The following is a 24,131-nucleotide window of genomic DNA, read 5'->3' as shown; positions in this document are numbered from 1 at the left end:
TCATCCGTTCCTTTTGGGCGTGGAGCCCGCCAGACCCTTCAGCTCTTCGGCGAGGACGTTGATGGTGTGTTCGATCTGCTCCGCGGTGTGCTCGGAGGTGACGAAGAACCGCAGCCGCACCAGCTCCTCCGGCACCGCCGGGTAGAGGATCGGATTGGCGCTGATGCCACGGTCGAAGAGCCTGTTCGCGAGGGCCAGGCACTGCTCGTTGTCACCGACGATGCACGGGACGACCGGCGACTCCGCGCTCACGCCCGTGTCGATGCCGGCGTTCTTGGCCAGCTTCAGGAACAGCTCGGAGTTGGTGCGCAGCCGCTCCAGGCGCTCCGGCTCGTCGCGCATCACGCGCAGCGCTTCCAGCGCCGCCGCCGCGTTCGGCGGGGTCATCCCGACGCTGTAGACGAAGCCGGGAACGGTGTACTTCAGGAAGTCGACGACCTCGCGGGACCCCGCGACGTACCCGCCGCAGCTGGCCCCCGCCTTCGACAGGGTGCCCGACCAGAGCTCCACCTGCGAGCGGTCCACGCCGAAGTGGTCGCCGATGCCGCCGCCCGACTTGCCGACCGTGCCGAGGCTGTGGGCCTCGTCGATCAGCAGGACGGCGCCGTGCCGGTTCTTGACCTCGATGATGGCGGGCAGGTCGGCGAGGTCGCCGTCCATGCTGTAGACGCCCTCGACGACGACCAGCGCCCTGCGGTACAGGTGGCGGTGGCGGCGCAGCACGTCGTCCAGCGCGGCCGGGTCGTTGTGCGCGAAGGGCCGGCGGGTGGCGCCCGACAGGGCGCAGCCCTGCAGGATGCTGTCGTGCGCCAGCTCGTCGTGGACGATGAGGTCGCCGGGGCCGACGATGTGCCCGATCACCGAGACGTTGGTGGCGTGGCCGCTGACCAGGACGAGCGCGTCCTCGGTGCCGAGCAGGGCGGCCAGCTCCTGCTCCAGCTCGTGGTGGATCGGCCGGTTGCCCGACAGGAACCGGCTGGCCGAGACCGACGTGCCGTACCGCTCGACGGCTTCGCGGACCGCCTCGTTGACGCGCGGGTGCCCGGACAGGCCGAGGTAGTTGTAGCTGGAGAAGCTGATCAGTTCCCTGCCGTCGACGACGGTCGTGTCCCTGATGTTGGCCTGGTGGTCGATGAAGTAGGGGTTGCGGCCGAAGCTCTTCATGATCTCCCGGTGTTCCACCAGGTCGGACCACTGTTCGAGCCCCACCTCCATGGCCACCTGCCGCGCGGGCGCCTCAGGGGCCGCCGCCTGAGGCTGCGCCGGCGCGGCGGCGGGCGTGACCGGGACGCCGAGCTCGGTGGCCACGGCGGCGACGATCTGGTCGATGGACGGCCGCTTGGGCAGCCCGGTCAGCCCGCCGACCAGCTCCGGCCACACCTTCTGGAGCGCGGCGGACAGCTCGGTGATCATCAGCGAGTCGAAGCCGAGTTCCTCCACGAGGAGGGTCCGGCCGCTGAGCTGGTCCATCGGGAAGGCGCCGATCCTGGCGATCTGCTCATACACCTTCTCCCTGACGGCGGCGTCCCCACCCGCCGGAGCCGCCGCGGGCACGGGGGCCGTCGCCGGCGCGGCGACAGGGACCGGCACCGGGGCCTGCTGGGCCGTCGAGACGGTCGCGGGCGGCAGGACGGAGCCCGCGCCGGCCCCGGCCGCGCGCAGCAGGGCGATCTGCTCACGGAACAGACTGACGATCTCGCTCACATGACTCTCCTCCGCTGGGAGCGGGTGGTGGGGAGGGGGCTGCGCCCCCTGGTGCGGCCCTGGGACGGCACCGACGTGCACGGCCGGGTCGGGCTGCCCAGGCTGACCGGCGGCGGATGACCGCACGGCCGTGGCGGCCTGCCCCGCGCCCGGGTGCGCGGCGGGAGCGGCCTGGGGGGACGGCATCGGGAAGGGCGGCAGGGCGTGGACCTTGCGGAGCAGCGGCGACGGCGGCAGGCTCGTGAGGACCCGCGTCCCGTCGTCCTCCGGCAGCGTCACCTCGACGCCGAGCACCGCGAGCTGCCCCAGCCCCGACAGGAAGCTCCGCCCGCCGTCGGGCGTGTCACCCGACAGGGCGACGTAGTGGCAGCCCTGCTGCTCGCCGAGCGTCCGCTTGACCATCGACAGCAGCGAGCGTCCGCCGCTCACCTGGACGAAGACCCGCGCGCCCAGCTCGTGGGCCGCCTGCGTGGCGTCGGCGAAGCGCACCGGCGAGGAGGCGTGCCCCTCCCACAGCTTCCGCAGCTCGGCGGGCTCCTCGGCCTGCCGGCCGCTGACGCAGGACACGTACGCCGCGGCCGAGGGGCGGCCGATCTCGCGGAGGTCCAGATCCTTGCGGATGTCTCCGCGGACTCCTTCCAGCAGGGGGGTATGGAAGGCGTTGGACACCGCCAGCGGCCTGGCGCTGATCCGCGCCGTGGCGCAGCGCTCGGCGAGCACGGCCAGCCCCTCGGGTTCTCCGGCGACGACCGTCTGCCGGGGGGTGTTGTAGCAGGCGGGCCAGACGCCCGCGATCCCCTCCGACAGCTCGGCCACCTTGTCGGCGGCGGCCTGGACGACCAGCATCCCGCCGCCTTCGCCGTTCTCCGCCCGCCGCATGACGGCTCCGCGCCCGGACATCACGCGGACGGCCTCGGCGTCGTCCATCACTCCGGCGACGGCGGCGGCGGGGAACTCGCCGACGCTGTGCCCGAGGGAGACGGAGGGCGTCACCCCGCAGGAGATCGCGAGCCGGGCGGCGGCGAGGCCGAGCACGCCGAGCAGCGGCTGGCACACGTCGGTTCCCCTGATTCGGTCGCGGCCCGCGTCGGTGTCGGCGTCCTTGCCGTATACGTTTTCCAGGACGTCAACGCCGAAGCCCTCGTGGGCGACCGCGGCCAGGGCGTCGGCCGTGGCGCGGAAGCCGCCGAAGCGCTCGTACAGGTCCCCCAGCAGGTGGGGGCGCTGGCTGCCCTGGCCGGGGAACAGGAGGGCGGTGGCGCGCCGGCCCGCGTCGAGGGGGGCCGCCGCGGCGTACATGCCGTCGCCGAGCGCGCCCGTCCTGCCTTCGCGCAGCGCCGCGGCGGCCGTGCGCAGCAGCGCGGCGAGCTCGTCGTGGCCGGACGCGACGACCGCGAGCCGCGCCTTGAGCAGCTCGCGCCGGGCGAGCGTGGCGGCGACCGACGCCAGCGGCAGCTCGGGCTGCGCGGCCAGGTGCTGGACGAACCCGTCGAGGTAGCCGGCCAGCAGCTCCACCGTCGCGCCGGAGAACAGGAACAGCTCGGCGCGGGGCGGCTGCGCCGGCACGGGCTCAGGCGCGGCCGGGGCCTCCTCCAGCACCACGTGCACGTTCGTGCCGCCGAACGCGAAGGAGTTGATCCCGGCGCGGCGGGCGGCGGCGGCGTCACGCGGCCAGGGGACGTTGGAGTCGGGGATGCGCAGCGCGGCGATCGCCGGGTCGGCCTCGGGGCCGGGGACGGTCTCGGGCTGGGCGGGGATCACGCCGTGGTGCAGCGCGAGCGCGGTCTTGATCAGCGACGCCATGCCGGACGCGGTCAGCGAGTGGCCGATCAGCGCCTTGACCGAGCCGAGGTAGGCCGTCTCCGGCTCCCGTCCGGACTCGTAGCGGACGTGCTGGAGGGACTCCAGCTCGACCCGGTCCCCGACCGTGGTGGCGGTCCCGTGCGCCTCGACGAAGCCGACAGAGCCCGGCTCGACCCCGGCGTCGGCGTAGGCGCGGCGCAGCGAGAGCCGCTGGCCCTGCGAGCGCGGTGTCATCGGCCCGTCGGTGGTGCCGTCGTTGGAGCAGCCGATGCCCCGGATGACCGCGTAGACGCGGTCGCCCGCGGCCACCGCGGCCTCCAGCGGGCGCAGCACCACGACGCCGACCCCCTCACCGAGGACGAACCCGTCGGCCCGGTGGTCGAACGGCCTGCACACGCCCTCGCGGGAGACCGCGCCCACCTTGGAGAAGCCGATGAGGCTGTGCGGGATGAGGTTGACGTAGGCCCCGCCGACGAGCGCCTCCGTGCACACGCCCGACCGCAGCGCCACCACGGCCTCGTGCAGCGCGACGAGCCCGGAGGAGCAGGAGGAGTCGACCGTGAAGCTGGGCCCGGCGAGGTCGTAGAACTGGCTGACGTTGGTGGCCGCCATGTTGAGCTGCTCGCCGGGGATCGACCAGGGCTCCATGTCCATCGGGTTGGGGGTGAGGTACATGAAGTCGGCGGTGCTCATCGCGAAGTAGACGCCGGTGTTCTCCCGGTCGAAGGGGCGCCGCTCCCAGCCCGCGTCCTGGATGGCGTCGCGGGTGACGTCCAGGATCAGCCGCTGCTGCGGGTCCATCGTGCGGACCCGCCGTGGCGGCATCCGGAAGTAGGAGGCGTCGAAGCGGTCGATGCCCGTCAGGTAGGAGACCTGGTCGGTGTACGCCTTACGCGGCGCCCTGCCCTCGGCCGGGTCGTGGAAAACGCCGTGGTCCCAGCGCTCCGCCGGCACAGAATGGAAACGGCGTTCGCCGCCGAGCAGGAGCCGGAGATATTCCTGGATATTTCCTGCGCCGGGGAAACGGCATCCCATACCGACTATCGCGATATCACGCATGGTGTCCCTACTTCGCGTCGCCGTGTCGCAGAATTTGTCATCGCTTTCTGCGGCTTTCCGCAGCTTTCTGGAACTTGCTGAATGCAGCATCGCACCGGCGCCGCCGTTTTCCACCGAGGGGATTACCGAAGTACTTCGGCCTTCGGTGCGGCGGCGGGCTGCGCGTCCTGGACGGCCCGCCTGGACAGCGCGGCGACGACGAGCGCGAGCGCTCCCGCCGCCACGGTGACCAGGAAGGCCTGCCGGGCGCCGACGGTGTCGGTCACCTGGCCGGCGAGCTGCACGCCGGTGGCCAGGCCGACCACCAGCGCGCTCTGCACCCACCCGAACGCCTCGCTGCTCCGCCGGCCAGGCACCGCGGTCTCGACGATCTCGTAGACGACGATCAGCGTCGGCGCCATGGCCGATCCGGCGACGAACGAGCAGACGGCCATCAGCGGCGCGCCGCCGACCAGGGTGAGCGGCACCAGGCCGACGGCCAGGCAGGCGGCGAAGGCCAGGAAGCGCTGGGGCAGCGGGGCACGCCACTGGCGCGAGCCGTACCACAGGCCGGTGATCAGGCTGCCGACCGACATCGCCGCGACGAGCGGGCCCGCGAGCACCGTGTCGCCCAGGTGCTCGGCGAAGCCGACCATGGAGATCTCGGTTGAGCCGAGGACGACGCCGAGCGCCAGGGCGAACAGCAGCGTCAGCCGCAGCACGGGGATCCTGAGCAGCGAGGGGCCGGTCTGGCGGCCCGGCACGGGCGCCGGTTCCGTACGACGCATGGCCGCGAACGCCAGGCCGCCCACCGCCGTCAGCACCAGCCCGGCGAGGAACCCCACGGCCGGGTTCACCGCGGTGGCGAGCGTGGTGGCGACCACGGGGCCGATGATGTAGACGACCTCGTCGATCGCGCTCTCGATCGACAGGGCGGCCTTGAGCAGGGGCGTTCCCCCGACCCTGGCGGCCCAGCGGGCCCGGACCATCGGCCCGAGCGGCGGGAAGGCCACGCCCGCGCACACGGCCGACGGGAACAGCAGCCACGGCGCGTCCAGCGCGACACCGGCCATGATGCCGGCCAGCCCGAGCACGTGGAGCAGCACGACGGGCCTGAGCACCCGTCCCTGCCCGTAACGGTCGCCTAGCCTGCCGACCCTGGGGGCGGCGAACGCCTGGGAGACGAGGATGGTGGCGCCGACGGCGCCGGCGAGGGCGTAGGAACCCGTGGCCGAGGTGACCAGCAGGATCGTGGCGATGCCGAGCATCGACATCTGGAGCCGCCCGACGAACCCGGCCAGGACGAACCAGCGGGCCTCGGGCGGGGCGAGTAGCGCCTTGAAATCGTTGTCTGCCACCCGTCAACAGTGCACGCGGGCGGCGCCGGTATTAAGGCCGTAGCAAATGACTTCGGTAATCTCCTCGGTTCCGCGGGCAGCCCTGCGTGCGATTGTTGCGTCGGCGGGCTTGGCCCACCGCTCCAGACGCACGGAGAAAGAGGATGCAATGGCCAACGAGCTGAGCGACTATTACGACGTCGTCATCATGGGTGGCGGCCCGGCAGGTTCGACATTGGCCGCGCAATTGGCGCGGACCTCGAATCTGAGTGTCGCCGTTTTCGACAAGGCGAAATTCCCGCGCGAGCACATCGGTGAGTCGCTCGCGCACCCCACGACGCCCGCCCTCGAGGAGATCGGCGCGCTGGACAAGATGATGTCCAGCGAGTTCAAGGTCAAGAAGTTCGGCGGCATCTTCAAGTGGGACGGTACGCCCAGCGTCGGCTTCTTCGACCACGAGTCGTACCAGGCCGACGGCGTCCAGCGGTGGGCCGCGCACGTCAACCGGTCCGAGTTCGACCACCTGCTGCTCCAGCACGCCGCCGAGTGCGGCGCGAACGTGTTCGAGGAGTACACGATCTCGGCCTTCGACCGGCTCGCCGACGACTGCGAGGTCACCTTCAACGACGGCCGCAAGATCCGCTGCGGCTACTTCGTCGACGCCTCCGGCCGGCGCAACAGCATCGCTTCCAAGAAGAAGCGCAGCTACCTGTCGGGGTACAAGAACATCGCGATCTGGATGCACTACACCGGCGCCACGCACGCGTACGAGATGCCGGAGGACTGGAACATCTTCCACGAGAAGAGCCAGTCGCCGATCGCCTGCTCGGCCTTCTCCGACGGCTGGTGCTGGTACATCCCGGTTCCGAAGGTCATCAACGGCGAGCGCGTGATGACGCACTCCGTCGGCATCGTGACCATCCCGGCGATCCTCAAGGAGCCCGGCAAGGACTTCACCGAGCTCGACCAGTTCACCAACGCGATCAAGGACATCCCGATGATCGGCGAGCTGGTCAAGAACGGCACGCCGATCTCCGACAAGATGCAGACCGCCACGAACTACTCCATGATCAACGACCAGTTCGCCAACTTCGACGAGCGCTGGATCCTGGTCGGCGACGCCGCCTACTTCGTGGACCCGCTGTTCTCCTCGGGCGTGGCCTTCGCCATGCACCACGGACTGTCGGCGGCGACCGTGCTCAAGGCGACCTTCGACGAGAGCATCGACGAGCAGCACAAGCGCGACCTGTGGCACGACTACGACATGGAGTGGCACGGCATCGCCGAGTCCTTCTCGCTCTCGATCGACCAGTGGTACCACGCCATCGGCAAGAGCAACCCCGACAGCATCTACTGGCGCACCCGCGGCCAGGACGTCACCTCGGGCATCCGCGAGCAGACCTTCCAGATCCTGCTCAGCACGACGATGGAGCCCGACCTGCTGCGGGTCCTCACCGACGCCGACGGCACGCAGGCCGACCTGGACGCGGACGGCCCGTACATGAAGGCGTACGGCATGGCCGACCCCGGGAAGATCGGCGACGACGACCACGTCAGCCTGACCCCCGGCGCCACGATCAGGAAGAGCCTGGGCCTGGACATCCCCGGCTTCAAGGGGTTCGCCCCGCCGCCGCCGTTCCAGCTGTCGCCCGAGGAGCAGGCCGCCCTCACCAAGTACTGGGAGGACCCGGTCGCCAACGGCGACGCGGTGATCTCGCCCCTGTCGCAGCCGCTGGCGTGCCACCGCTACTCGGTGGAGGGTTCCGCCTCGGGCGTCGAGGTGCGCAGCTTCGACGAGGTCGACGGCGGCAAGGTCGTCTGGGACTGCCTCCAGCAGGGCGGGATGCGCTTCGGCGACCTCCGCGAGACCCTCAACGAGCTCCAGCTCCACCTGGTCAAGCTGCTCTGGCGGACGGGCGTGGTCACGGTCACGCCCGCCGAGAGCTGAGAGCGGGCTGAGATGGGGCTGCTCACAGGCAAGAACCTGCTCATCACCGGTGTCCTGACCGACGCCTCCATCGCCTTCCACGTGGCCAGGGTCGCGCAGGAGGAGGGGGCCAAGGTCGTCCTGACCGGCTTCGGCCGGATGAGCCTGGTCCAGCGCACCGCGCGGCGGCTGCCCGACCCCGCCACGCCCGTGATCGAGCTGGACCTGACCGACGAGGGCCAGCTCGCCACCCTGGGCGAGCGGGTCACGGAGCACGTGGACCGCCTCGACGGGGTGCTGCACGCGGTGGCGTTCGCCCCCGAGTCGGCGCTCGGCGGCAACTTCCTGGACACGCCGTGGCCGGACGTCTCGACGGCGTTCCACGTCTCCACCTACTCGCTCAAGGCGCTGAGCGTGGCCTGCGCGCCGCTGATGCCGCGCGGCGGCTCCGTGGTGGGCCTGGACTTCGACGCCACCGTCTCCTGGGCGAACTACGACTGGATGGGCGTGGCCAAGGCCGGGCTGGAGTCCTGCTCCCGCTACCTGGCCCGCTACCTCGGGCCGCGCGGCATCCGGGTCAACCTCGTCGCCGCCGGCCCGTTGCGGACGGTCGCGGCCCGAGGCATCCCCGGCTTCGCCGGCGTCGAGGCGAGCTGGGACGCCAGGTCGGCGCTCGGCTGGAAGGCCGACGACTGCGAGCCGGTGGCCAGGGCCTGCACGGCCCTGCTGTCCGACTGGTTCCCGGCCACAACCGGAGAGGTGATCCACGTGGATGGAGGCTTCCATGCGATGGGCGACTGAGAAACGCGCCGTGTTCAGGATCGGCGCGGCGGCCGGGATCGCCGGCGTCGTGCTGGCCGTCATGGGCGCCATGGCCGTGCTGGTGGGCATCCAGGACCCGTTCGCCGACGTGGCCGCGTCCGACTACATGACGGGCATCGCCTCGGCGCCCGCGCTGTGGGCGCTGCTGCACTTCGCGGTCGCCGTGGGCACCTCGCTGCGGCTCGCCGGGCTACTGACCGTCGGCGAGACCTTCTCCGGCACGCCGGCCAGGCCGCTGGCGCTGATGGGCAACGGCCTGTCCATCGTCGGCGTCGCCCTGCTGATCGTCACGTACTCGCGTGACGGCTACGTCCACACCTTCCTGACCCGCGTGTGGCAGGAGGCAGGGGACGGCAAGGGCGTCCAGGAGGCGATCTTCAGCGCGAGCTCCAGGGCCGCGTACTCCACCGAGATCACCGGCGTCCTGCTGGTGGCCGGCCTCGCGCCGCTGGCCTACGGCGCCGCCATGCTGGTGAGCAGGCTGTACGCGCGGTGGATCGGCTGGCTCGGCGTCGTCGGCGGCGCGGGCGCGGTGCTGACCGCCGGATACCTGTACGCGACCGGCGTGACCGACCTCGGCTACGGCGTGCTCTACCCGCTGTTCGCCATGCTGTTCCCCACGGTCTGGCTGATCTCGGCGTGCGTCCAGATCTGGCGCGCCCCCGCGCTGCCCGATCTCGCCGCGCACGCCCTGGAAACCGAAGGGCAGCGTTCATGACCCTGCTCGACGACACCCGTGGCTCCAGCCTGCTCTCCACCGTCGTGGAGCAGGCTGGGGACGCGGACCCCAGAGACCCCTTTCTGAGACTCGCCTCGTTCTTCGACCCCGGGACGCTGACGCTCCTGGCCCCCGCCGACCGCAGCGGCGTCCTCGCCGGCATCGGCAAGGCCATGGGAGTCACGGCGGTGGCGTTCGCCAGCGACCCGCGCGTCCAGGGCGGCGCCATGGGCACCGACGGCTGCGAGCACATCGTGCACGCCTACGACGTCGCCGTGCGCAGGGGCCTGCCGATCGTGGGCCTGTGGCACTCGGGCGGCGCCAGGCTGGCCGAGGGCGTGGGCTCGCTGCACGCCGTGGGCACGGTCTTCGCCGCCATGACCCGCGCGTCCGGGGTCGTGCCGCAGCTGTCGGTCGTGTTCGGCCCCGCCGCCGGCGGCGCCGCCTACGGGCCGGCGCTGACCGACCTGGTCATCATGTCCGACCAGGGCCGCATCTTCGTCACCGGGCCCGACGTGGTCCGCAGCGTCACCGGCGAGGACGTCGACATGGCCACCCTCGGCGGCCCCGACACGCACGCCCGCAAGAGCGGCGTCGTGCACATCGCCACCAAGACCGACGCGGAGGCGTTCGAGCGGGCCAGGACCATCACCGCCCTGCTCGGCGACCAGGGCGGCCCGCCCGGCGAGGTCGCCGAGGTGGACTTCTCGGCCCTGCTCCCGGAGAGCGCCAAGCGGGCCTACGCCGTGCAGCCGCTCATCGACGGCCTGCTCGACGGGCCCGGCATGGAGCTGCACGCCAAGTGGGCGCCGAACGTCGTGACCACGCTGGGCCGGCTGGGCGGCCGGACCATCGGGGTGATCGCCAACAACCCGATGCGGCTCGGCGGGTGCCTCAACGCGACCTCCGCCGAGAAGGCCGCCCGCTTCGTACGCATGTGCGACGCGTTCGGGGTGCCCCTCGTCGTCATCGTGGACGTCCCCGGCTACCTGCCCGGCGTGGGCCAGGAGTGGGACGGCGTCGTACGGCGCGGCGCGAAGCTGCTGCACGCCTTCGCCGAGGCGTCGGTGCCGCGGGTGACGCTCGTGACGCGCAAGGCGTACGGCGGCGCCTACATCGCGATGAACTCCCGCGCCCTCGGCGCGACGCGGGTCTTCGCCTGGCCGACCACCGAGGTCGCCGTGATGGGCGCGGTCGCGGCCGTGCGCATCCTGCACCGCCGCCGCCTGGCCGCCTGCGCCTCGCCCGAGGAGACGGCGGCCCTGGAGGAAGAGCTGGCCAGGCAGCACGACGAGACCATCGGCGGGCTCGGACGGGCCGTGGAGCTGGGCGTGGTGGACGAGGTGATCGCCACGAACGAGACCCGGGGCGCGATCGCGCGGGCCATCGCCGCCTCCCCGCCCGTGCGGGGCGCCCACGGCAACATCCCTCTCTGATCTGGAGCTTTCAGGCATGGACGACGACGTCTTCGGCGCCCTGGCCGGGTTCATCGAGCAGGGCGACTTCGTCTGCCTCGGGGCTCGTGCCGCGCTGCACAAGAAAGCGATCGTGCACCACCACTACGCGGAACTGGGCGAGGCCGGTTCGGTCCTCGCCCACCACCGCGACGTGCTCGCGTTCCTGGAGACCTTCGAGCCGTCGGCGCGCAGCTTCACCTCGTTCGTCGCCACCTTCGAGGGGCCGCTCGGCCTGTCGGAGCACGAGTACGAGGCCCTGGTGTGGCGCCACCTGCAGGCGATGCACGACGAGGACAGCAAGACCCATCCGTGGAACGACCAGTACAGCTCCGACCCTGCGTCGGCGGACTTCGCCTACTCGGTGGGCTCCCACCCGTTCTTCGTGGTGGGCCTGCACGACGGCGCGTCACGGCCGAGCAGGCGATTCGAGAAACCCACGCTGGTTTTCAACTCGCATATCCAGTTCAACGCCCTGGGGATCAAGTTCTTCAAACTCCGGAGCAAGATCCGGACTCGGGAACGGGCGTTCCACGGGTCGGTGAACCCGAGTTTTGTGACCTACAAGGACGAGGCGCGGCACTACGGCGGCAGATTCACCGAACCCACCTGGGAGTGCCCGTTCAAGCCGAAGGGAGAATGAGTTTTGACCGGGAGCAGGCACCCGGTGGGCGAGGTCCAGCCGATCGTCGGCGGCCTCGCCCGCGCCATGTCCGGGCCCCGTCGCACGCCGGGTGGCCTGGTGATCCGGGACGCCCGTGAGCCTGTCCACTCGCTTGCCCGGATCGGACGGTTTTGCGGGGACTACTCCTTTCGATACCCGGACGAATCCTCCGGCTCGCCCGGGGTGACCTTGGTGAATTTCTGTTGTGACCCCACTGCGAGCTGGCTACCTTCGGGTCTGACCGCGACCGGAGTCGGTCCGAGATTGGGGTTTAGCCCGATGGTCGAATTCAAAGTGCTCGGTCCGCTGGAAATCACCGACGAGACCCGGGTATGGAGACTGACCGCTGCACGGCAACGGCAAATTCTCGGCCTGTTGCTGCTCTCCGCTAATCAGATCGTCGACGTCGATTCGCTGACGGTGGAGCTGTGGGGGGACACCCCGCCGAAGAGCGCGCTGACCACCGTCCAGACCTACATGTACCAGCTGCGCAGGTTCTTCGACCACGAGGCCGAACTCCCCGCCGGCGACGAGATCCTCATCACCAGGCCGCCCGGCTACCTCATCGAGGTCGCCCCCGAGCAGGTGGACGTGTTCCGCTTCCGCCGGCTCGTCCAGGAAGGCCGCGCCCTCCTCGACACGGGCAAGGCCGAGGAGGCGTCTCACAGGCTCCGCGAAGCCCTCGACCTCTGGTCCGGGCACCCGCTCACCGACGTCATCCCCGGCCGCGTCCTGGAGGCGTACCTGGCCGACCTGGAGGAGACGCGGCTGCGCGCCCTGGAGATGCGCATCGAGGCCGACCTGGAGATCGGCAGGGGCCGCGACCTCATCGGCGAGCTGAGGTTCCTGGTCGCCACCAACCCGCTCAACGAGTGGTTCCACGGCCGCCTCATGGAGGCGCTGTGCCAGGTGGGCCGGCGCAACGAGGCGCTCGGCGCCTACCAGGAACTGCACGCCGTCCTGGACCGCGAGCTCGGCCTGGAGCCCTCGCGCGAGCTGCGGCAGCTGCAGTACCAGATGCTGCACGCGCAGGGCGCCCGTCCGGGCGTCCGCAGGCGCGGGCGCGGCGTCGCGGCGGCAGCCGGCGTCGCGTGACCCCGGATCTTGACCGGATGAGAAAGGGATAGGACTGTGAAGGCTCTTGTCCTGGTGGGCGGGACGGGCACGCGACCGCGGCCCTTCGGTCACGCCACACAGAGACAGCTCGTGACTGTCGCCAACCGGCCGGTGCTGTTCTTCGGCCTGGAGGCGATCAGGAAGTCGGGCATCTCCGAGATCGCGATCGTCGTCGGGAAGGAAGACAAGGCGGTCCGCGACGCCGTCGGCACCGGCGCCGCCTTCGGCCTCGACGTGACCTACATCCGCCAGGACGCCCAGCTGGGCCTCGGGCACGGCGTGCTGATCGCCAGGGACTACCTGGACGGCGACGACTTCCTCGTCCTACAGGACGACAGCGTCATCCTCGACGGCATCCCCCGGCTGGTGGAGGAGTTCCGGCGCAGCGACAGGCCGGAGGCCCTGGTCATGGTCGGCGACGTCACCGGCGGGGGCGGCCGGCAGACCGTCGTCACCGTCGACGGGCGCGGCCACGTGACCGGGCTGAAGCAGGGACAGGGGCACCCGTACTTCGACCGCACCCTGGTCGGCGCGTACGTCTTCAACCCCGGCGTGCACCAGGCCATCCTGTCGACCACACCGGACTGGCGCAGGCATCGCGAGGTCACCGACGTCATGGCGTGGCTGGTCGCCAACGGCGGCACGGTCCTCGCCTACTCCACCAAGGGCTACTGGAACACCCTCGGCTGCGTCGACAACCTGCTCGACTGCAACCGGGAGGTCCTCTCCCGCCTCGACCCCGTGGTGCTCGGCGACGTGGACGACGCCAGCGAGCTGCTCGGCCCCGTCCTCGTGGACGCGGGCGCGTCCATCAAGGGGTCACGCGTGGTCGGGCCCGCCGTCGTCGGCGTCGGCACCACCGTGACCGACAGCGTGATCGGCCCGCACACCTCGCTCGGCGCCGACTGCGACATCCAGGCCAGCGCCATCGAGCACTCCATCGTGCTGGAGCGGGCCTCGCTGCGCGCGGTGGGCCCCGTCAGGAACTCGCTGATCGGCCGTGACGCCCAGGTCTGGGCGGAGCCCGCGGGCTCGCGGCTGATCCTCGGCGACCGCAGCCAGGTGGCCCTGCCGACGGGTGTGGTCCGATGAGCGAGCCGGAGGAGCAGCAGCCGTGGGCCGTGCTGTGGCCGCACGCTGTGCAGAAGGAAGCGCTGGACATGGCCGCGCGGCTCGCCGGGCAGGGGGTGCGCGCGGGTGACCGGGTGCTGCTGACGGGGGAGAACTCCGCGGGGTTCGTCTCGGCCCTGCTGGCCCTGTGCCACCTGGACGTCTCCATCGTCCTGGCCGACCCGCAGCTCACGTCGAGCCAGCTCACCCGGATGATCGACATCGCCGGGGTGCGGTGGGCGGTCGCCGGGGTGACGGCCGACCGCATCCCGCTGCCGGAGCCGTCCGTGCTGGACCTGGACTCCGCCGGGCCGCCGCCGGCCGAGCCGCCCGACGAGGCGATCTCGCTCGACCGCTGGGAGGCCAGGAAGGACGCCGTCGTCATGTGGTCCTCGGGCACCACCGGCGAACCCAAGGCGGTCGTGAAGTCCGGCCACGCCGTGCTGGAGAACTCCCGCGTCACCGGCACGTACATGGGCTACCGGCCCGACGACGTGCTCGCCCCCCTGCTGCCCTTCTCCCACCAGTACGGCATGTCGCTGCTGCTGATCTGGTGGCTGACCGGCTGCGGCCTGCTCGTCGCCCCCTACCGCAGGCTGGAGCCGGCGCTGGCGGCGGTGGCGGGGGCGGGCGCCACGGTCGTCGACGGCACGCCGCCGACCTACCACGGCATGCTCACCCTGGCCGCCCGCACGCCCGCCCTCCTGGAGAGCCTCCGCGAGGTGCGCATGTGGTGCGTCGGCGGCGCGCCGCTGAACCGGCCCCTGGCCGAGCGCTTCCACCAGGCGACCGGGCACCCCCTGCTCGACGGCTACGGCATGACCGAGACGGGCAACATCGCGCTCACGCTCCCGAACCTGACCGAGGGCTGCGGCAACCCGCTGCCGGGCGTGGACGTGCGCGTCGTGGACGAGGACGGCACGCCCGTGCCCGCGGGCTCGCCCGGCGAGATCGAGGTGCGCACCGCAGGACGGCTGGAAGGCTACCTGCGCCCCGACGGCGGCCTCACCCCGTTCCAGGGCCCCTGGTTCAAGACCCGCGACCTCGGCCGGCTGGACGAGGAGGGCGTGCTCCACGTCTTCGGCCGGATGAACGCGGTGCACCGGCTGGGCCACACGCTCTACCCTGAGTACCTCGAACGCAGGGCAGAGGAGTGCGGCGCGCCCGTCAAGGTCATCGCGCTGGACGACGACAGGTCAGGAGCGGTGCTGGTCTTCTTCGTGCAGGACACCGTCCACGACGAACGGGTCTGGCGGAGCAGGTTCCGCGAGTCGCTGGCCTCCTACGAGCGGCCCAACGCCGTGGTGACCGTCGCCGAGTTCCCCGTCAACCGCAACGGCAAGGTCGACACGGCCGCGCTCAGGGAGCAGGCGGCCGCGATCCTCAAGAACCGCACGCGTTCCCGGGACGACGGATCGAGGGCAGGCTGAGCATGGACGTCGAGATACTGGCGCGGTTACAGTTCGCGATCACCGTGGGGTTCCACTGGTTATTCGTGCTGCTGACGCTCGGGCTGGCCCCGATCATCGCGTACATGCAGGCGCGCCACGTCATCGGCGGCAACCCCAGGTTCGAGCGCATGACCAGGTTCTGGGGCCAGATCTACGTGGTGAACTACGCGCTCGGCATCGCCACCGGGCTGGTCATGGAGTTCCAGTTCGGGCTGTCGTGGAGCGGCCTGTCGGCCTTCTCCGGCAACGTCTTCGGCGCGCCGCTGGCGATGGAGACCCTCATCGCCTTCTTCACCGAGTCCACCCTCCTCGGAATGTGGATCTTCGGGTGGGGGCGGCTGCCCAAGGTGCTCCACATGCTGCTGTTCTGGCTGGTCACCGCGACCGCGTACGCGTCCACGTACTTCGTGCTGGTGGCGAACGGGTTCATGCATCACCCGGTGGGCCACCAGGTCAGAGACGGCGTGGCGTACCTGACCGACGTCGCGGCGCTGCTCACCAACTCCAACGCCATCAACGCCATGTGGCACATCATCGCGGCGGCGCTGGTCGCCGGAGGGGGCTTCGTCGCCGGGGTCAGCGCCTACCAGTTCTTCAGGCGCACCAAGGAGGTGCCGTTCTTCCTCAGCTCGGCACGCGCGGGGCTGGCCGTCGCGGTGCCGTTCGGCATCGTCAACGCCGAGTCCGGGTTCCGGCAGATCCCCGCGCTGCACCTGGCCCAGCCGATGAAGATGGCGGTGCTGCACGACGTGCTGCTCCCGGAGGACCGCGGGCACTACACCGTGGACCAGGTGCAGGCGATGATGGCCGCGCGGTTCGGGCCCGGCGACTACGCCCCGCCCGGCTGGATCGCCAACGCCTACGACATCATGATGACCTCGGCGTTCTTCATCGTGGTCTTCTCGCTGCTCGGCGCGGCGTTCCTGATCCGCGACGTGCTCGCCCGCTCGCGCGGCGCGGCGCTGGTCGTGATGGCCATCGTGCCGATCCCGTTCGTCGCGTCCACCCTGGGCTGGCTCGTCCGCGAGGTGGGCAGGCAGCCGTGGGCCGTCTACGGCGAGCTGCTCACCTCCCAGGCCCGCTCGCCCGTGGGAGCCGGAACCATGCTGGCCTCCCTCATCGGCTTCACCGTGCTGCTGTCCGCCCTGGCCGTCACCAACTGGTGTCTCATCGCGCGGTACGCCCACCGCGGGCCGCGCGACACCGATCTCGGATCGCCCGCGGGGCCGCCGAGCCCGGAACCCGCCATGGCCCTCCACCTCTAGGGACGACGACTCATGAGCCTGGAAACGATCTGGCTGTTGCTGCTGGGGCTGCTGCTCGTCGGCTACTTCGTCCTCGGTGGCTACGACTACGGCGTGCAGATGCTGCAGCGCGGGCTCGCCCACGGCGAGTCCGAGCGGCGGCTCGCGCTCAACTCCTTCGGGCCGTTCTTCCTCGGCAACGAGGTGTGGCTGGTGGCCACCGCCGGCGTGCTCATGGGCGCCTTCCCCAAGCTGGAAGGCGCGCTGTTCACCGGGATGTACGCGCCGATCGCGGTCATCGTCGGCGCGGTGGTCCTCGGCACCGTCTCCGTCCAGTTGCGCAGCAGGCACGGCAGCCGCGCGGCGCGGGCGGTCTGGGACACGCTGGCCCTGGTCGGCGGGCTGGTGGCCGCCGCGGGCTGGGGGATCGTGCTCGGCCTGCTGCTGCACGGGCTGCCGATGACCGCGCGGGGCACCTTCGCCGTCGGCGCCGCCGAGCTCCTCGACCCGTTCGTGCTGCTGTGCGCGGCGACGACGCTGACACTGTTCGCCGGGCACGGCGCGGCCTTCATCGCCATGCGGACCCGTGACGCGCTGCGTGAGCGCGCGACCCGCACCGGGCGGTCGCTGCTCGCCGCGGCGGCCGTGCTCGCCGTCGCCACGGCCGTGCTGGGCGCCGCCGGGGGAGTGAGCGCCCGCGGCTGGGCGGCGGCCCTGCCGGCCGCGGCGCTGGTCGTCGCGCTCGGCGTGGCCGCCCTGGCGCTGACCCGGCGCGCCCCCCGGCTGGCGTTCGCGGCCAGTTGCTGCGCGGCCGGGCTGCCCGTGCTCATCGTCGGGTTCGGCCTGTACCCGAACCTGCTGTCCTCGGCGCGCGACGGCGGGCCCAGCCTGCCCATCGCCCACGCCGTGGCCGACACCGCGACCCTCCAGCTGCTCCTGCCCGTCGCGGTGCTGATGATCCCGCTGCTGACCGCCTTCCAGATGGTGAGCTGGTGGGCCTTCCGCGTGAGAGCGGGCAGCCGCCCGCCGACATACCTGTGACGTGCCTGTGAGGTCACATCCCATGCAGACGACAACGGAGGTGATCCCATGAGGCACAGAAGACTGGGTAAGGCCGGGCCGATCTCATCCTGCATCGGCCTGGGCGCGGCGGCTCTCACCGGCTCCCAGGGGCGGATCGACCCGGCCGCGTCGATGGCCATCGTCTACCACGCCATCAGCTCCGGGATCACCATGTTCGACGTCAGCGACCTGGGCGCGGGCAGCCAGCTGGAACCCCTGATCGGCAGGGCGCTGTCCGAGCAGCGCGCGGAGATGCTGCTCGCCACCTGCCAGTGGGCCGGTTCGCGGCGCACCGACGGGTCGGGGCGGCTGCGGCGTTCCTGCGACGACACGCTGTCGCGATTCGGTGTCGACTACATCGACATCTACTACCTGCGCGTCCAGCCGTGGGCGCGGATCGAGAACAGCGTCGCCGAGCTGGCGGAGCTCGTCAGCGAGGGGAAGATCCGCTACATCGGGCTGGTCGACGGGGAGCCGGGCCAGGTGCGCCTGGCCCACGCCGTCCACCCCGTCACGGTGCTCGCGACGGAGTACTCGCTCTGGCGGCAGGCGGCCGAGAAGGAGCACCTGCCCGTGGCGCGGGAGCTGGGCATCGGTATCGTCGCCCGCAGCCCGCTGGGCCGCGGCCTGCTCGGCGGCGGGCTGCCCTCGCCTGAGCAGCTCGACCCGCACGACCCGCGACGGATGGACCCGGGCCTGTCGCCGAGCGTCGTCCCCGACGCCGGGCGCATGCTGCGCGAGGCGGAGGCGATCGCGGCCGACCTGGACATCGGCATCAGCCGTCTCGCCCTGGCCTGGCTGCTGTCGAGGAACGACGACGTCGTCCCGGTGCCCAGCGCGCACGACCCGATCCAGCTGGAGATGAACATCGCCTCGACGGGCGTGGAGCTGTCGCGGGAGACGTGCGACCGCCTGGCCGAGGTCTTCTCCCCGGGAGTCGCGTGATGCGCTGGCAGGTCAGGGCGGTGGCGCTAGCCGAATCCCTTCGGCACCGCTCCCGGGTCCCGCGGAGCGGTGATCAGCGACGCGGCGATCGCCCGGTTGACCGCGTCGATGCGGGAGACCGCGCCGAGCTTGACGAAGATGTTGCGCAGGTGCCGCTTGACGGTCGCCTCGGTCAGGCCGAGCCGGGTGGCGATCTGCTGGTTGCTGAGAGCCTGCGCGGCGAACTCCAGAACCTGCCGCTCCTTGTCGGTGAGGACGTTCGGCGACGGGCCGTGCAGCTGGGCGAGGCTGTCGCGCGAGACGGCCAGCACGAGCCGGTCCGGGTCGCTGACGACGCTCTTGATGGCGGAGATCACCTCCTCCCTGTGCACGCTCTTCAGCAGGTAGCCGCGGATTCCCGACGACAGCAGCCGGCGCAGCAGCTGGGGCCCGTCGTACATGCTCAGGACGATGACCTTGGTCTCGGGTGAGATGACCCGGATTCGGGCGACGGTGTCGAGGACGCCGTCACCGGGGATCTCGATGTCGAGCATGAGGACGTTCGGACGCTTGTCGGCCACCATCGTCAGCGCCTCGGCCGAGTCGCCCGCCTCGCCCACCACCTCCAGGTCGTCGCTCGCCTCGAGGATCTCCCGCAGGCCCTCGCGGAAGAGGGCGTGGTCGTCGACGATGCCGATCGTGGTCAGCTGGCCGGATCTGCTCATAAGTTCGCCTCGTGCAGCGGCACGTGGAAGTCGACCGTGGTGCCCTTGCCCTGTTCGCTCGACACCACCACCGAACCTCCGAGCAGCTCGGCCCGTTCCCGCATCGATCTCAGTCCCATCGCCGAGCCCGACACCCCCTCCTGCGCGAACCCCCGGCCGTTGTCCTGGACGGTGCCCCGCATCTCGTGCGGGGCGATGTCGATCTGGATGAGGATCACCGAGGCCCGCGCGTGGGCCAGCGCGTTGCGCACGCCCTCGCGGAAGATGAGGAAGGACTCGTCCCGCACCTCGGGCGGCGCCCACGTCTCGTCGCCGTTGACGTGCAGCCGGACGGTCACCTCACGGGTGTCGACGGTTTCGAGGTAGCAGAGCAACGCCTTCTCCAGGCTCTTCAGCGGCTCGTTGGGGTGCAGCTCCGACGTCACCTGCCGCAGGTTCTGCATCGTCTCCTGGATGGCCTGCTCGGCGAGCTTGACGTTGCCCGAGGCCCTGGCCGGCTCGCTGAGGCGGTTGAACTCGTGCAGTTCGAGCTGCTGGTGGGCGACGCTGATGCCGTGGCCGATCCGGTCGTGCAGCTCCCTGGCGATGCGGTGCCGCTCCTCCACCTGCACGTCGTGCACCCTGTTCAGGAGGAACCCCGTGTAGGCGGCCGACGCCGCGCGGATCCTGGCCGAGATGCTGTGCTCCAGGCTCAGTGCCACGATGTTGAACAGCCGGGCGAAGTCGGGTAGCGCGACCATCGACTCGCTCAGGGCCGGCAGGGCGACCCTGAAGAAGATCGACGCCGCCTCCAGGGACTCCTTGGGATGGATGCCGGCCTGTGCCCTGTCGGCCCCGATGTCCCAGGCCAGGCGGCTGTAGGAGTCGTCTGTGCGGACCTTGCCTGCCTCCAGCGCCGTCACCACGTCGGCCAGAATCTCTTCGGCGTTCGCAATCAATTGACGCAGCGTGGCAGACTCCCGCACCAGCGACGCACATTCGACTCTGAGCCTGCGCGTGTATTCGGCGAGGATCTGGTCGCGACAGCTGTCTACTAGGGCTGTGAAGTCTTTAGTGTTACGAGCGTGACTCCCCATCAAGGCCGCCTCCGGACCTAGGGAAACCGGATGGCCCATTTTTACCCATTTATGTTGGTCAGGCAACAGGAGGATATGCCATGACTACGACTAAAATCAGATGAACTCCATACTGCGTAGTCATAAACGCACGATACGGACGCCGCCGGTGTGCACGGTCGCCCCGCGAAAGCGGCCCGAGTGTCACCACGGTGACGACGATCGCCCCCACGAACATCGTCACGACCGCCCCGACCAGCGGCAGGTCAAGCAGGAGCACGACCGCCCCGAACGCGGTCGCGGTGGCCAGCGCGGCCCCCGCGGCGAGCAGCCGTACCGTCTCCTCTCCGCGCGTCACTCCGAGAGTAGACCTTCCGGCTTCCGCGTCTCCCTCGATATCGGAAAGATCCTTGGTGAGGATGCCGACGAGCCCGGTCCACAGGGAGACGGCCAGGGTGAAGACCACCAGCGGCTCCGCGCGGGCGACCCAGCACTCGTCCGACTGCACGACGAAGCCGGCCGCGTACGTCAGGAGGCAGGCGAGCATGCCGATCGCGGCGGCGGGGCCCGATCTGCGCTTCAGGTGGAACGGCGGGCCCGAGTAGGCGTATCCCAGGGCCAGCAGGATGAGCACCATCCAGGCGATCGGCGAGGGCAGCAGGGCGGCGCCCGCCAGCGAGAGCAGCGCGGCGCCGCGGGCTACCGCGAAGGCGACGTCGGGCTCCAGCTCGCCCCGCGCGATCGGCCTCGCGGAGCCGTTGGCGCGGTCCTCCGTGACGTCCATCACGCCGTTGAACAGGTAGACCGCGAAGATCGCCGTGACCCAGACCAGGCCGGTGCCCACCATCTGCCACGGGGTGCCGCCCCGGACGTCGAGGGCCTGCGCCCCCAGGGTGGCGCCGGCGGCGAAGCGCAGTGAGAACATCACGAGGACGGAGGGACGGGTCTCGATCAGGCACATCCGCAACAGGCTGACACCGCTTCTGACGCGGAGGGCAGGCGGATGCCCGGGGGAGGTCCGAAGGCTTGGCATGAACCCGATGTTCCAGTGATTATTGATGGAAGTTAAGTAGGGCATTGAAGGTTGTAGTCCCGTCTACTACTTCCGATATTCCGGACGATACTTGTTGAGCCCCGCGACCCGGTTGTAGCGTAAATCACGGCTTTGCCCCCGGTAGTAGACGCGAGAAAGGGAAAGCGGCCGTGAAATCTCCTCGAATATCCGCAGGGCGCTATCGGGAATTCGTGCCGCTATCGCTTCCCGACCGTGCCTGGCCCGACCGGCGCGCCGTCACCGCCCCCCGCTGGCTCTCCACCGACCTGCGCGACGGCAACCAGGCCCTCCCCACCCCGATGGACCCGGCCCGCAAGCTGGAGATGTTCGAGCTGCTGGTGGCGATGGGCTACAAGGAGATCGAAGTCGGCTTCCCGATGGCCAGCCGGGACGACCACGCGTTCGTCCGAATGCTCATCGAGCAGAACCGCATCCCCGACGACGTGTGGATCACGGTGCTCGTCCCCGCCCGCGACGAGCTGATCAGGCAGACCGTCGAGAGCCTGAAGGGCGCGCCCAGGGCCACGATCCACCTGTACAACGCCATCGCGCCGGTGTTCAGGCGGGTCGTGTTCGGCATGACCCGCGACGAGTGCAAGGACATGGCCGTGCGCGGCACCCGGCTGATGATGAAGTACGCGGAGCGTACTCTCGCCGGATGCGACCTCCGCTTCCAGTACTCCCCGGAGGTGTTCAACGAGTCCGAGCCCGACTTCGCGCTGGACGTCTGCGAGTCGGTGATGGACGTCTGGCAGCCTGATTTCGGACGTCCGATGATCCTCAATTTCCCGTCCACGGTGGAGCGCTCGCACCCGCACGTCTTCGCCGACCAGATCGAGTGGCTCGACCGCAACCTGTCCAGGCGGGAGCACGTCTGCCTGTCCATCCACCCGCACAACGACCGCGGGACGGCGGTCGCCTCCGCCGAACTGGCCCTGCTGGCGGGTGCGGAGCGGATCGAGGGCTGCCTGTTCGGAAACGGCGAGCGGGCGGGCAACGTCTGCCTGGTCACGCTGGGGATGAACCTGCTGACGCAGGGTATTGACCCCGGGATCGACTTCTCTGACATCGACGCCGTCAAAGAGACCTTCGAGCGCTGCACCCGGATGGCGGTGCATCCCCGCCACCCCTACGCCGGCGGTCTGGTCTACACCGCCTTCTCCGGCTCCCATCAGGACGCGATCAAGAAGGGGCTGGCCGCGCACGACCGCGAGGCCGCCGAGGCCGGGGTGGCCCCAGACGAGCTGCCGTGGCAGGTGCCGTACCTGCCGCTGGACCCGTCCGAAGTCGGCCGCTCGTACGAGGCGATGGTGCGGATCAACAGCCAATCCGGCAAGGGCGGGGTCGCCTACGTGTTGAACGCCCACCACGGGGTGGAGGTCCCGATCGAGCGGCAACGTGAATTCGCCAATGTGATCCAGTCTCTTGCGGACGCCGAAGGCGGAGAGATCACTCCCGAGCGGATCGCGGACGCTTTTATACGTAAATACGGGGATACGTACCCCTCCGAAAAATCGCATATTCCCGCCGATTCCTAGGGAGAGACCGTGAGTCGTTCCGTCCTCGTCACCGGGGGCAGCCGGGGCATCGGCCTGGCCGTGGCGCGCGCCTTCGCCGCCGACGGCGACAAGGTCGCCGTCACCTACCGGACGAGCGAGCCGCCGGCCGACCTCGCGGGGGTCTCCTGCGACGTCACCTCGCCCGCCGACGTCGAACGCGCCGTCTCGGAGGTGCAGAGCCTGCACGGCCCGGTGGAGGTCCTCGTCGCCAACGCCGGCATCACCCGCGACAAGCTCCTGCTGCGCATGACCGAGGAGGACTTCGAGGCCACCCTGGACGCCAACCTCAAGGGCGCCTTCCGCGTGGTCAGGCAGGTGGCGCCGGCCATGCTCAAGGCCAGGCGCGGCCGCATCGTGTTCATCTCCTCGACGGTGGGCCTGCGGGGCGAGCAGGGGCAGAGCAACTACGCCGCCTCCAAGGCCGGTCTGGTCGGGTTCGCCCGCTCCCTCGCCTGGGAGTTCGGCAAGCGTGGCATCACGGTGAACGTGATCGCCCCCGGCCTCACCGACACCGCCATGACGGCCGTCCTGCCGGAGAAGCGCATCGCCGAGATGTGCGCGACGATCCCGCTGCAGCGGATGGCGAGCCCCGAGGAGATCGCGGAGGTCGTCAGGTTCGTGGCCTCGCCCCAGGCGTCCTACCTCACGGGCGCCGTCATCCCGGTCGACGGGGGCGCGTCGATGGGCCACTAGACGGCCGCCGCCCCCGCTTGGCGCCCCCGCCCCTCGTGGCGGGGGCGCTTCGCGTTGTCCGCGGGCGGCCGGTAGCCGGTCTGCTGGAGGACGGCCGACAGGAAGGTCTTGACCTCGACGGCGTTCTCGGTGTCGGGACGCGCGCCGAGATGGTGCAGGACCGCGCCGTTGAGCACCTGCTGCAGGACCTCCACGTCCTGCTCCGGCGGGAACTGGCCGTCGGCGACGGCGCGGGCCAGCGTGGCGCGCTCGGCTGAGGCGCGCCGCCCGCCGTGGGAGTCGCGGTACGTCCGCAGCAGTTCGGGGTAGTCGTCCACCGCGCCGTAGAGCCGGCGGAGCATGCGGCGGTTGCCCGGCCGGCTGAGATAGCCGGCCCAGTCGTCGAGCATCCGGTCGATGTCGGGCCACTCCAGGGGGGCGAGGCCGTCCTCCTCGTGCACCGCCTCGATCGACTGGATCAGCAGAGCGGTCTTGTCGGCGAACCTGCGGTAGATCGTCGCCCTGGTGACTCCGGCGCGCTGCGCGACCTGCTCGATGCTGGTCTCGGCGGCCCCGCGCTCCAGCAGCAGGTCGAGCGCCGCGCAGAGGATGGCCGTGTCCGCTTCCTGGCTGCGCGGCCGGCCGGGTTGCCGCGCGGAAGCCGCCGTCTCGGTCATGTGGCGACCAGTCCC

General features: G+C 70.7%; 18 protein-coding genes and 1 pseudogene. 13 read left to right on the top strand and 6 right to left on the bottom strand.

The window, feature by feature from the left end:
- Together ABT294_RS37130 and ABT294_RS37125 are read right to left on the bottom strand one after the other, a co-directional pair.
- Window positions 1–4,566, bottom strand: a complete 4,566-nt coding sequence (locus ABT294_RS37130) for a type I polyketide synthase (protein ID WP_350811081.1) — start codon at window positions 4,564–4,566, stop codon at window positions 1–3.
- A 122-nt stretch (window positions 4,567–4,688) separates the two neighbouring features.
- A complete protein-coding gene (locus ABT294_RS37125) occupies window positions 4,689–5,903 on the bottom strand; it encodes an MFS transporter (RefSeq protein ID WP_350811080.1) in 1,215 nt (404 codons plus the stop codon).
- A gap of 148 nt (window positions 5,904–6,051) precedes the next feature.
- On the opposite strand from ABT294_RS37125, the gene ABT294_RS37120 reads away from it, so the two are divergent.
- The 11 genes from ABT294_RS37120 to ABT294_RS37070 all read left to right on the top strand — a co-directional run bounded on the left by ABT294_RS37120 (window position 6,052) and on the right by ABT294_RS37070 (window position 18,395).
- A complete protein-coding gene (locus tag ABT294_RS37120; protein ID WP_350811079.1) occupies window positions 6,052–7,830 on the top strand; it encodes an NAD(P)/FAD-dependent oxidoreductase in 1,779 nt (592 codons plus the stop codon).
- A gap of 12 nt (window positions 7,831–7,842) precedes the next feature.
- On the top strand, window positions 7,843–8,610 hold the full coding sequence (fabI, locus tag ABT294_RS37115) for an enoyl-ACP reductase FabI (RefSeq protein WP_350811078.1): 768 nt from the start codon (window positions 7,843–7,845) through the stop codon (window positions 8,608–8,610).
- Entirely contained in the window at window positions 8,594–9,349 is a 756-nt protein-coding gene (locus ABT294_RS37110) for a hypothetical protein (RefSeq protein WP_350811077.1), read from the top strand. The genes fabI and ABT294_RS37110 overlap by 17 nt, the downstream gene beginning before the upstream one ends.
- Window positions 9,346–10,785 (top strand): acyl-CoA carboxylase subunit beta, encoded by a 1,440-nt coding sequence (locus tag ABT294_RS37105; RefSeq protein ID WP_350811076.1) that lies wholly within the window; start codon window positions 9,346–9,348, stop codon window positions 10,783–10,785. Before ABT294_RS37110 ends, ABT294_RS37105 begins: the two co-directional genes overlap by 4 nt.
- Window positions 10,786–10,801: 16 nt before the next feature.
- Window positions 10,802–11,446, top strand: coding sequence for a guanitoxin biosynthesis heme-dependent pre-guanitoxin N-hydroxylase GntA (gntA, locus tag ABT294_RS37100; RefSeq protein WP_350811075.1), 645 nt, complete (start codon window positions 10,802–10,804; stop codon window positions 11,444–11,446).
- 300 nt (window positions 11,447–11,746) lie between these two features.
- Window positions 11,747–12,562: an AfsR/SARP family transcriptional regulator gene (locus ABT294_RS37095; protein ID WP_350811074.1), complete on the top strand. Its 816-nt coding sequence runs from the start codon at window positions 11,747–11,749 to the stop codon at window positions 12,560–12,562.
- Between the two features lie 36 nt (window positions 12,563–12,598).
- A complete protein-coding gene (locus ABT294_RS37090) occupies window positions 12,599–13,675 on the top strand; it encodes a sugar phosphate nucleotidyltransferase (RefSeq protein ID WP_350811073.1) in 1,077 nt (358 codons plus the stop codon).
- Entirely contained in the window at window positions 13,672–15,123 is a 1,452-nt protein-coding gene (locus ABT294_RS37085; protein ID WP_350811072.1) for a class I adenylate-forming enzyme family protein, read from the top strand. Before ABT294_RS37090 ends, ABT294_RS37085 begins: the two co-directional genes overlap by 4 nt.
- A 2-nt stretch (window positions 15,124–15,125) precedes the next feature.
- The gene (locus ABT294_RS37080) at window positions 15,126–16,409 is read left to right on the top strand and encodes a cytochrome ubiquinol oxidase subunit I (protein WP_350811071.1); all 1,284 of its coding nucleotides are present in this window, start codon (window positions 15,126–15,128) and stop codon (window positions 16,407–16,409) included.
- 12 nt (window positions 16,410–16,421) lie between these two features.
- Window positions 16,422–17,429, top strand: a complete 1,008-nt coding sequence (gene cydB, locus ABT294_RS37075; RefSeq protein WP_350811070.1) for a cytochrome d ubiquinol oxidase subunit II — start codon at window positions 16,422–16,424, stop codon at window positions 17,427–17,429.
- A 48-nt stretch (window positions 17,430–17,477) separates the two neighbouring features.
- Window positions 17,478–18,395, top strand: a complete 918-nt coding sequence (locus ABT294_RS37070; RefSeq protein ID WP_350811069.1) for an aldo/keto reductase — start codon at window positions 17,478–17,480, stop codon at window positions 18,393–18,395.
- 26 nt (window positions 18,396–18,421) lie between these two features.
- On the opposite strand, the gene ABT294_RS37065 is transcribed toward ABT294_RS37070, so the two are convergent.
- The 3 genes from ABT294_RS37065 to ABT294_RS37055 all read right to left on the bottom strand — a co-directional run bounded on the left by ABT294_RS37065 (window position 18,422) and on the right by ABT294_RS37055 (window position 21,115).
- Window positions 18,422–19,099: a response regulator gene (locus tag ABT294_RS37065; RefSeq protein WP_350811068.1), complete on the bottom strand. Its 678-nt coding sequence runs from the start codon at window positions 19,097–19,099 to the stop codon at window positions 18,422–18,424.
- A complete protein-coding gene (locus ABT294_RS37060; protein WP_350811067.1) occupies window positions 19,096–20,037 on the bottom strand; it encodes a sensor histidine kinase in 942 nt (313 codons plus the stop codon). The genes ABT294_RS37065 and ABT294_RS37060 overlap by 4 nt, the downstream gene beginning before the upstream one ends.
- Before the next feature lie 196 nt (window positions 20,038–20,233).
- Complete coding sequence (locus tag ABT294_RS37055; RefSeq protein ID WP_350811066.1) at window positions 20,234–21,115, bottom strand: UbiA family prenyltransferase; 882 nt, start codon at window positions 21,113–21,115, stop codon at window positions 20,234–20,236.
- A gap of 242 nt (window positions 21,116–21,357) precedes the next feature.
- Between ABT294_RS37055 and ABT294_RS37050 the strand changes: the two are divergent.
- Together ABT294_RS37050 and ABT294_RS37045 are read left to right on the top strand one after the other, a co-directional pair.
- Window positions 21,358–22,698: pseudogene (locus tag ABT294_RS37050) on the top strand (2-isopropylmalate synthase); the annotation flags it as partial.
- A 57-nt stretch (window positions 22,699–22,755) separates the two neighbouring features.
- Window positions 22,756–23,460: a beta-ketoacyl-ACP reductase gene (locus ABT294_RS37045; RefSeq protein WP_350811065.1), complete on the top strand. Its 705-nt coding sequence runs from the start codon at window positions 22,756–22,758 to the stop codon at window positions 23,458–23,460.
- Here the strand turns inward: ABT294_RS37045 and ABT294_RS37040 are convergent.
- A complete protein-coding gene (locus ABT294_RS37040) occupies window positions 23,457–24,116 on the bottom strand; it encodes a TetR/AcrR family transcriptional regulator (RefSeq protein ID WP_350811064.1) in 660 nt (219 codons plus the stop codon). The two genes, ABT294_RS37045 and ABT294_RS37040, sit on opposite strands and share 4 nt — an antisense overlap.
- Between the last annotated feature and the right edge of the window lie 15 nt (window positions 24,117–24,131).

Source organism: Nonomuraea sp. NPDC000554 (genome assembly GCF_040300065.1).
GTDB lineage: Bacteria > Actinomycetota > Actinomycetes > Streptosporangiales > Streptosporangiaceae > Nonomuraea.
The sequence above is the reverse complement of the archived record's forward strand: the minus strand, read 5'-3'. Positions and strand labels throughout refer to the sequence as shown.

Coding starts and splice junctions, on each gene's coding strand:
- cydB (WP_350811070.1), top strand. CDS start 16,422: ATGAGCCTGGAAACGATCTGGCTGTTGCTGCTGGGGCTGCTGCTCGTC.
- fabI (WP_350811078.1), top strand. CDS start 7,843: ATGGGGCTGCTCACAGGCAAGAACCTGCTCATCACCGGTGTCCTGACC.
- ABT294_RS37065 (WP_350811068.1), bottom strand. CDS start 19,099: ATGAGCAGATCCGGCCAGCTGACCACGATCGGCATCGTCGACGACCAC.
- ABT294_RS37120 (WP_350811079.1), top strand. CDS start 6,052: ATGGCCAACGAGCTGAGCGACTATTACGACGTCGTCATCATGGGTGGC.
- ABT294_RS37085 (WP_350811072.1), top strand. CDS start 13,672: ATGAGCGAGCCGGAGGAGCAGCAGCCGTGGGCCGTGCTGTGGCCGCAC.
- ABT294_RS37130 (WP_350811081.1), bottom strand. CDS start 4,566: ATGCGTGATATCGCGATAGTCGGTATGGGATGCCGTTTCCCCGGCGCA.
- ABT294_RS37080 (WP_350811071.1), top strand. CDS start 15,126: ATGGACGTCGAGATACTGGCGCGGTTACAGTTCGCGATCACCGTGGGG.
- gntA (WP_350811075.1), top strand. CDS start 10,802: ATGGACGACGACGTCTTCGGCGCCCTGGCCGGGTTCATCGAGCAGGGC.
- ABT294_RS37105 (WP_350811076.1), top strand. CDS start 9,346: ATGACCCTGCTCGACGACACCCGTGGCTCCAGCCTGCTCTCCACCGTC.
- ABT294_RS37055 (WP_350811066.1), bottom strand. CDS start 21,115: ATGTGCCTGATCGAGACCCGTCCCTCCGTCCTCGTGATGTTCTCACTG.
- ABT294_RS37040 (WP_350811064.1), bottom strand. CDS start 24,116: ATGACCGAGACGGCGGCTTCCGCGCGGCAACCCGGCCGGCCGCGCAGC.
- ABT294_RS37070 (WP_350811069.1), top strand. CDS start 17,478: ATGAGGCACAGAAGACTGGGTAAGGCCGGGCCGATCTCATCCTGCATC.
- ABT294_RS37110 (WP_350811077.1), top strand. CDS start 8,594: ATGCGATGGGCGACTGAGAAACGCGCCGTGTTCAGGATCGGCGCGGCG.
- ABT294_RS37095 (WP_350811074.1), top strand. CDS start 11,747: ATGGTCGAATTCAAAGTGCTCGGTCCGCTGGAAATCACCGACGAGACC.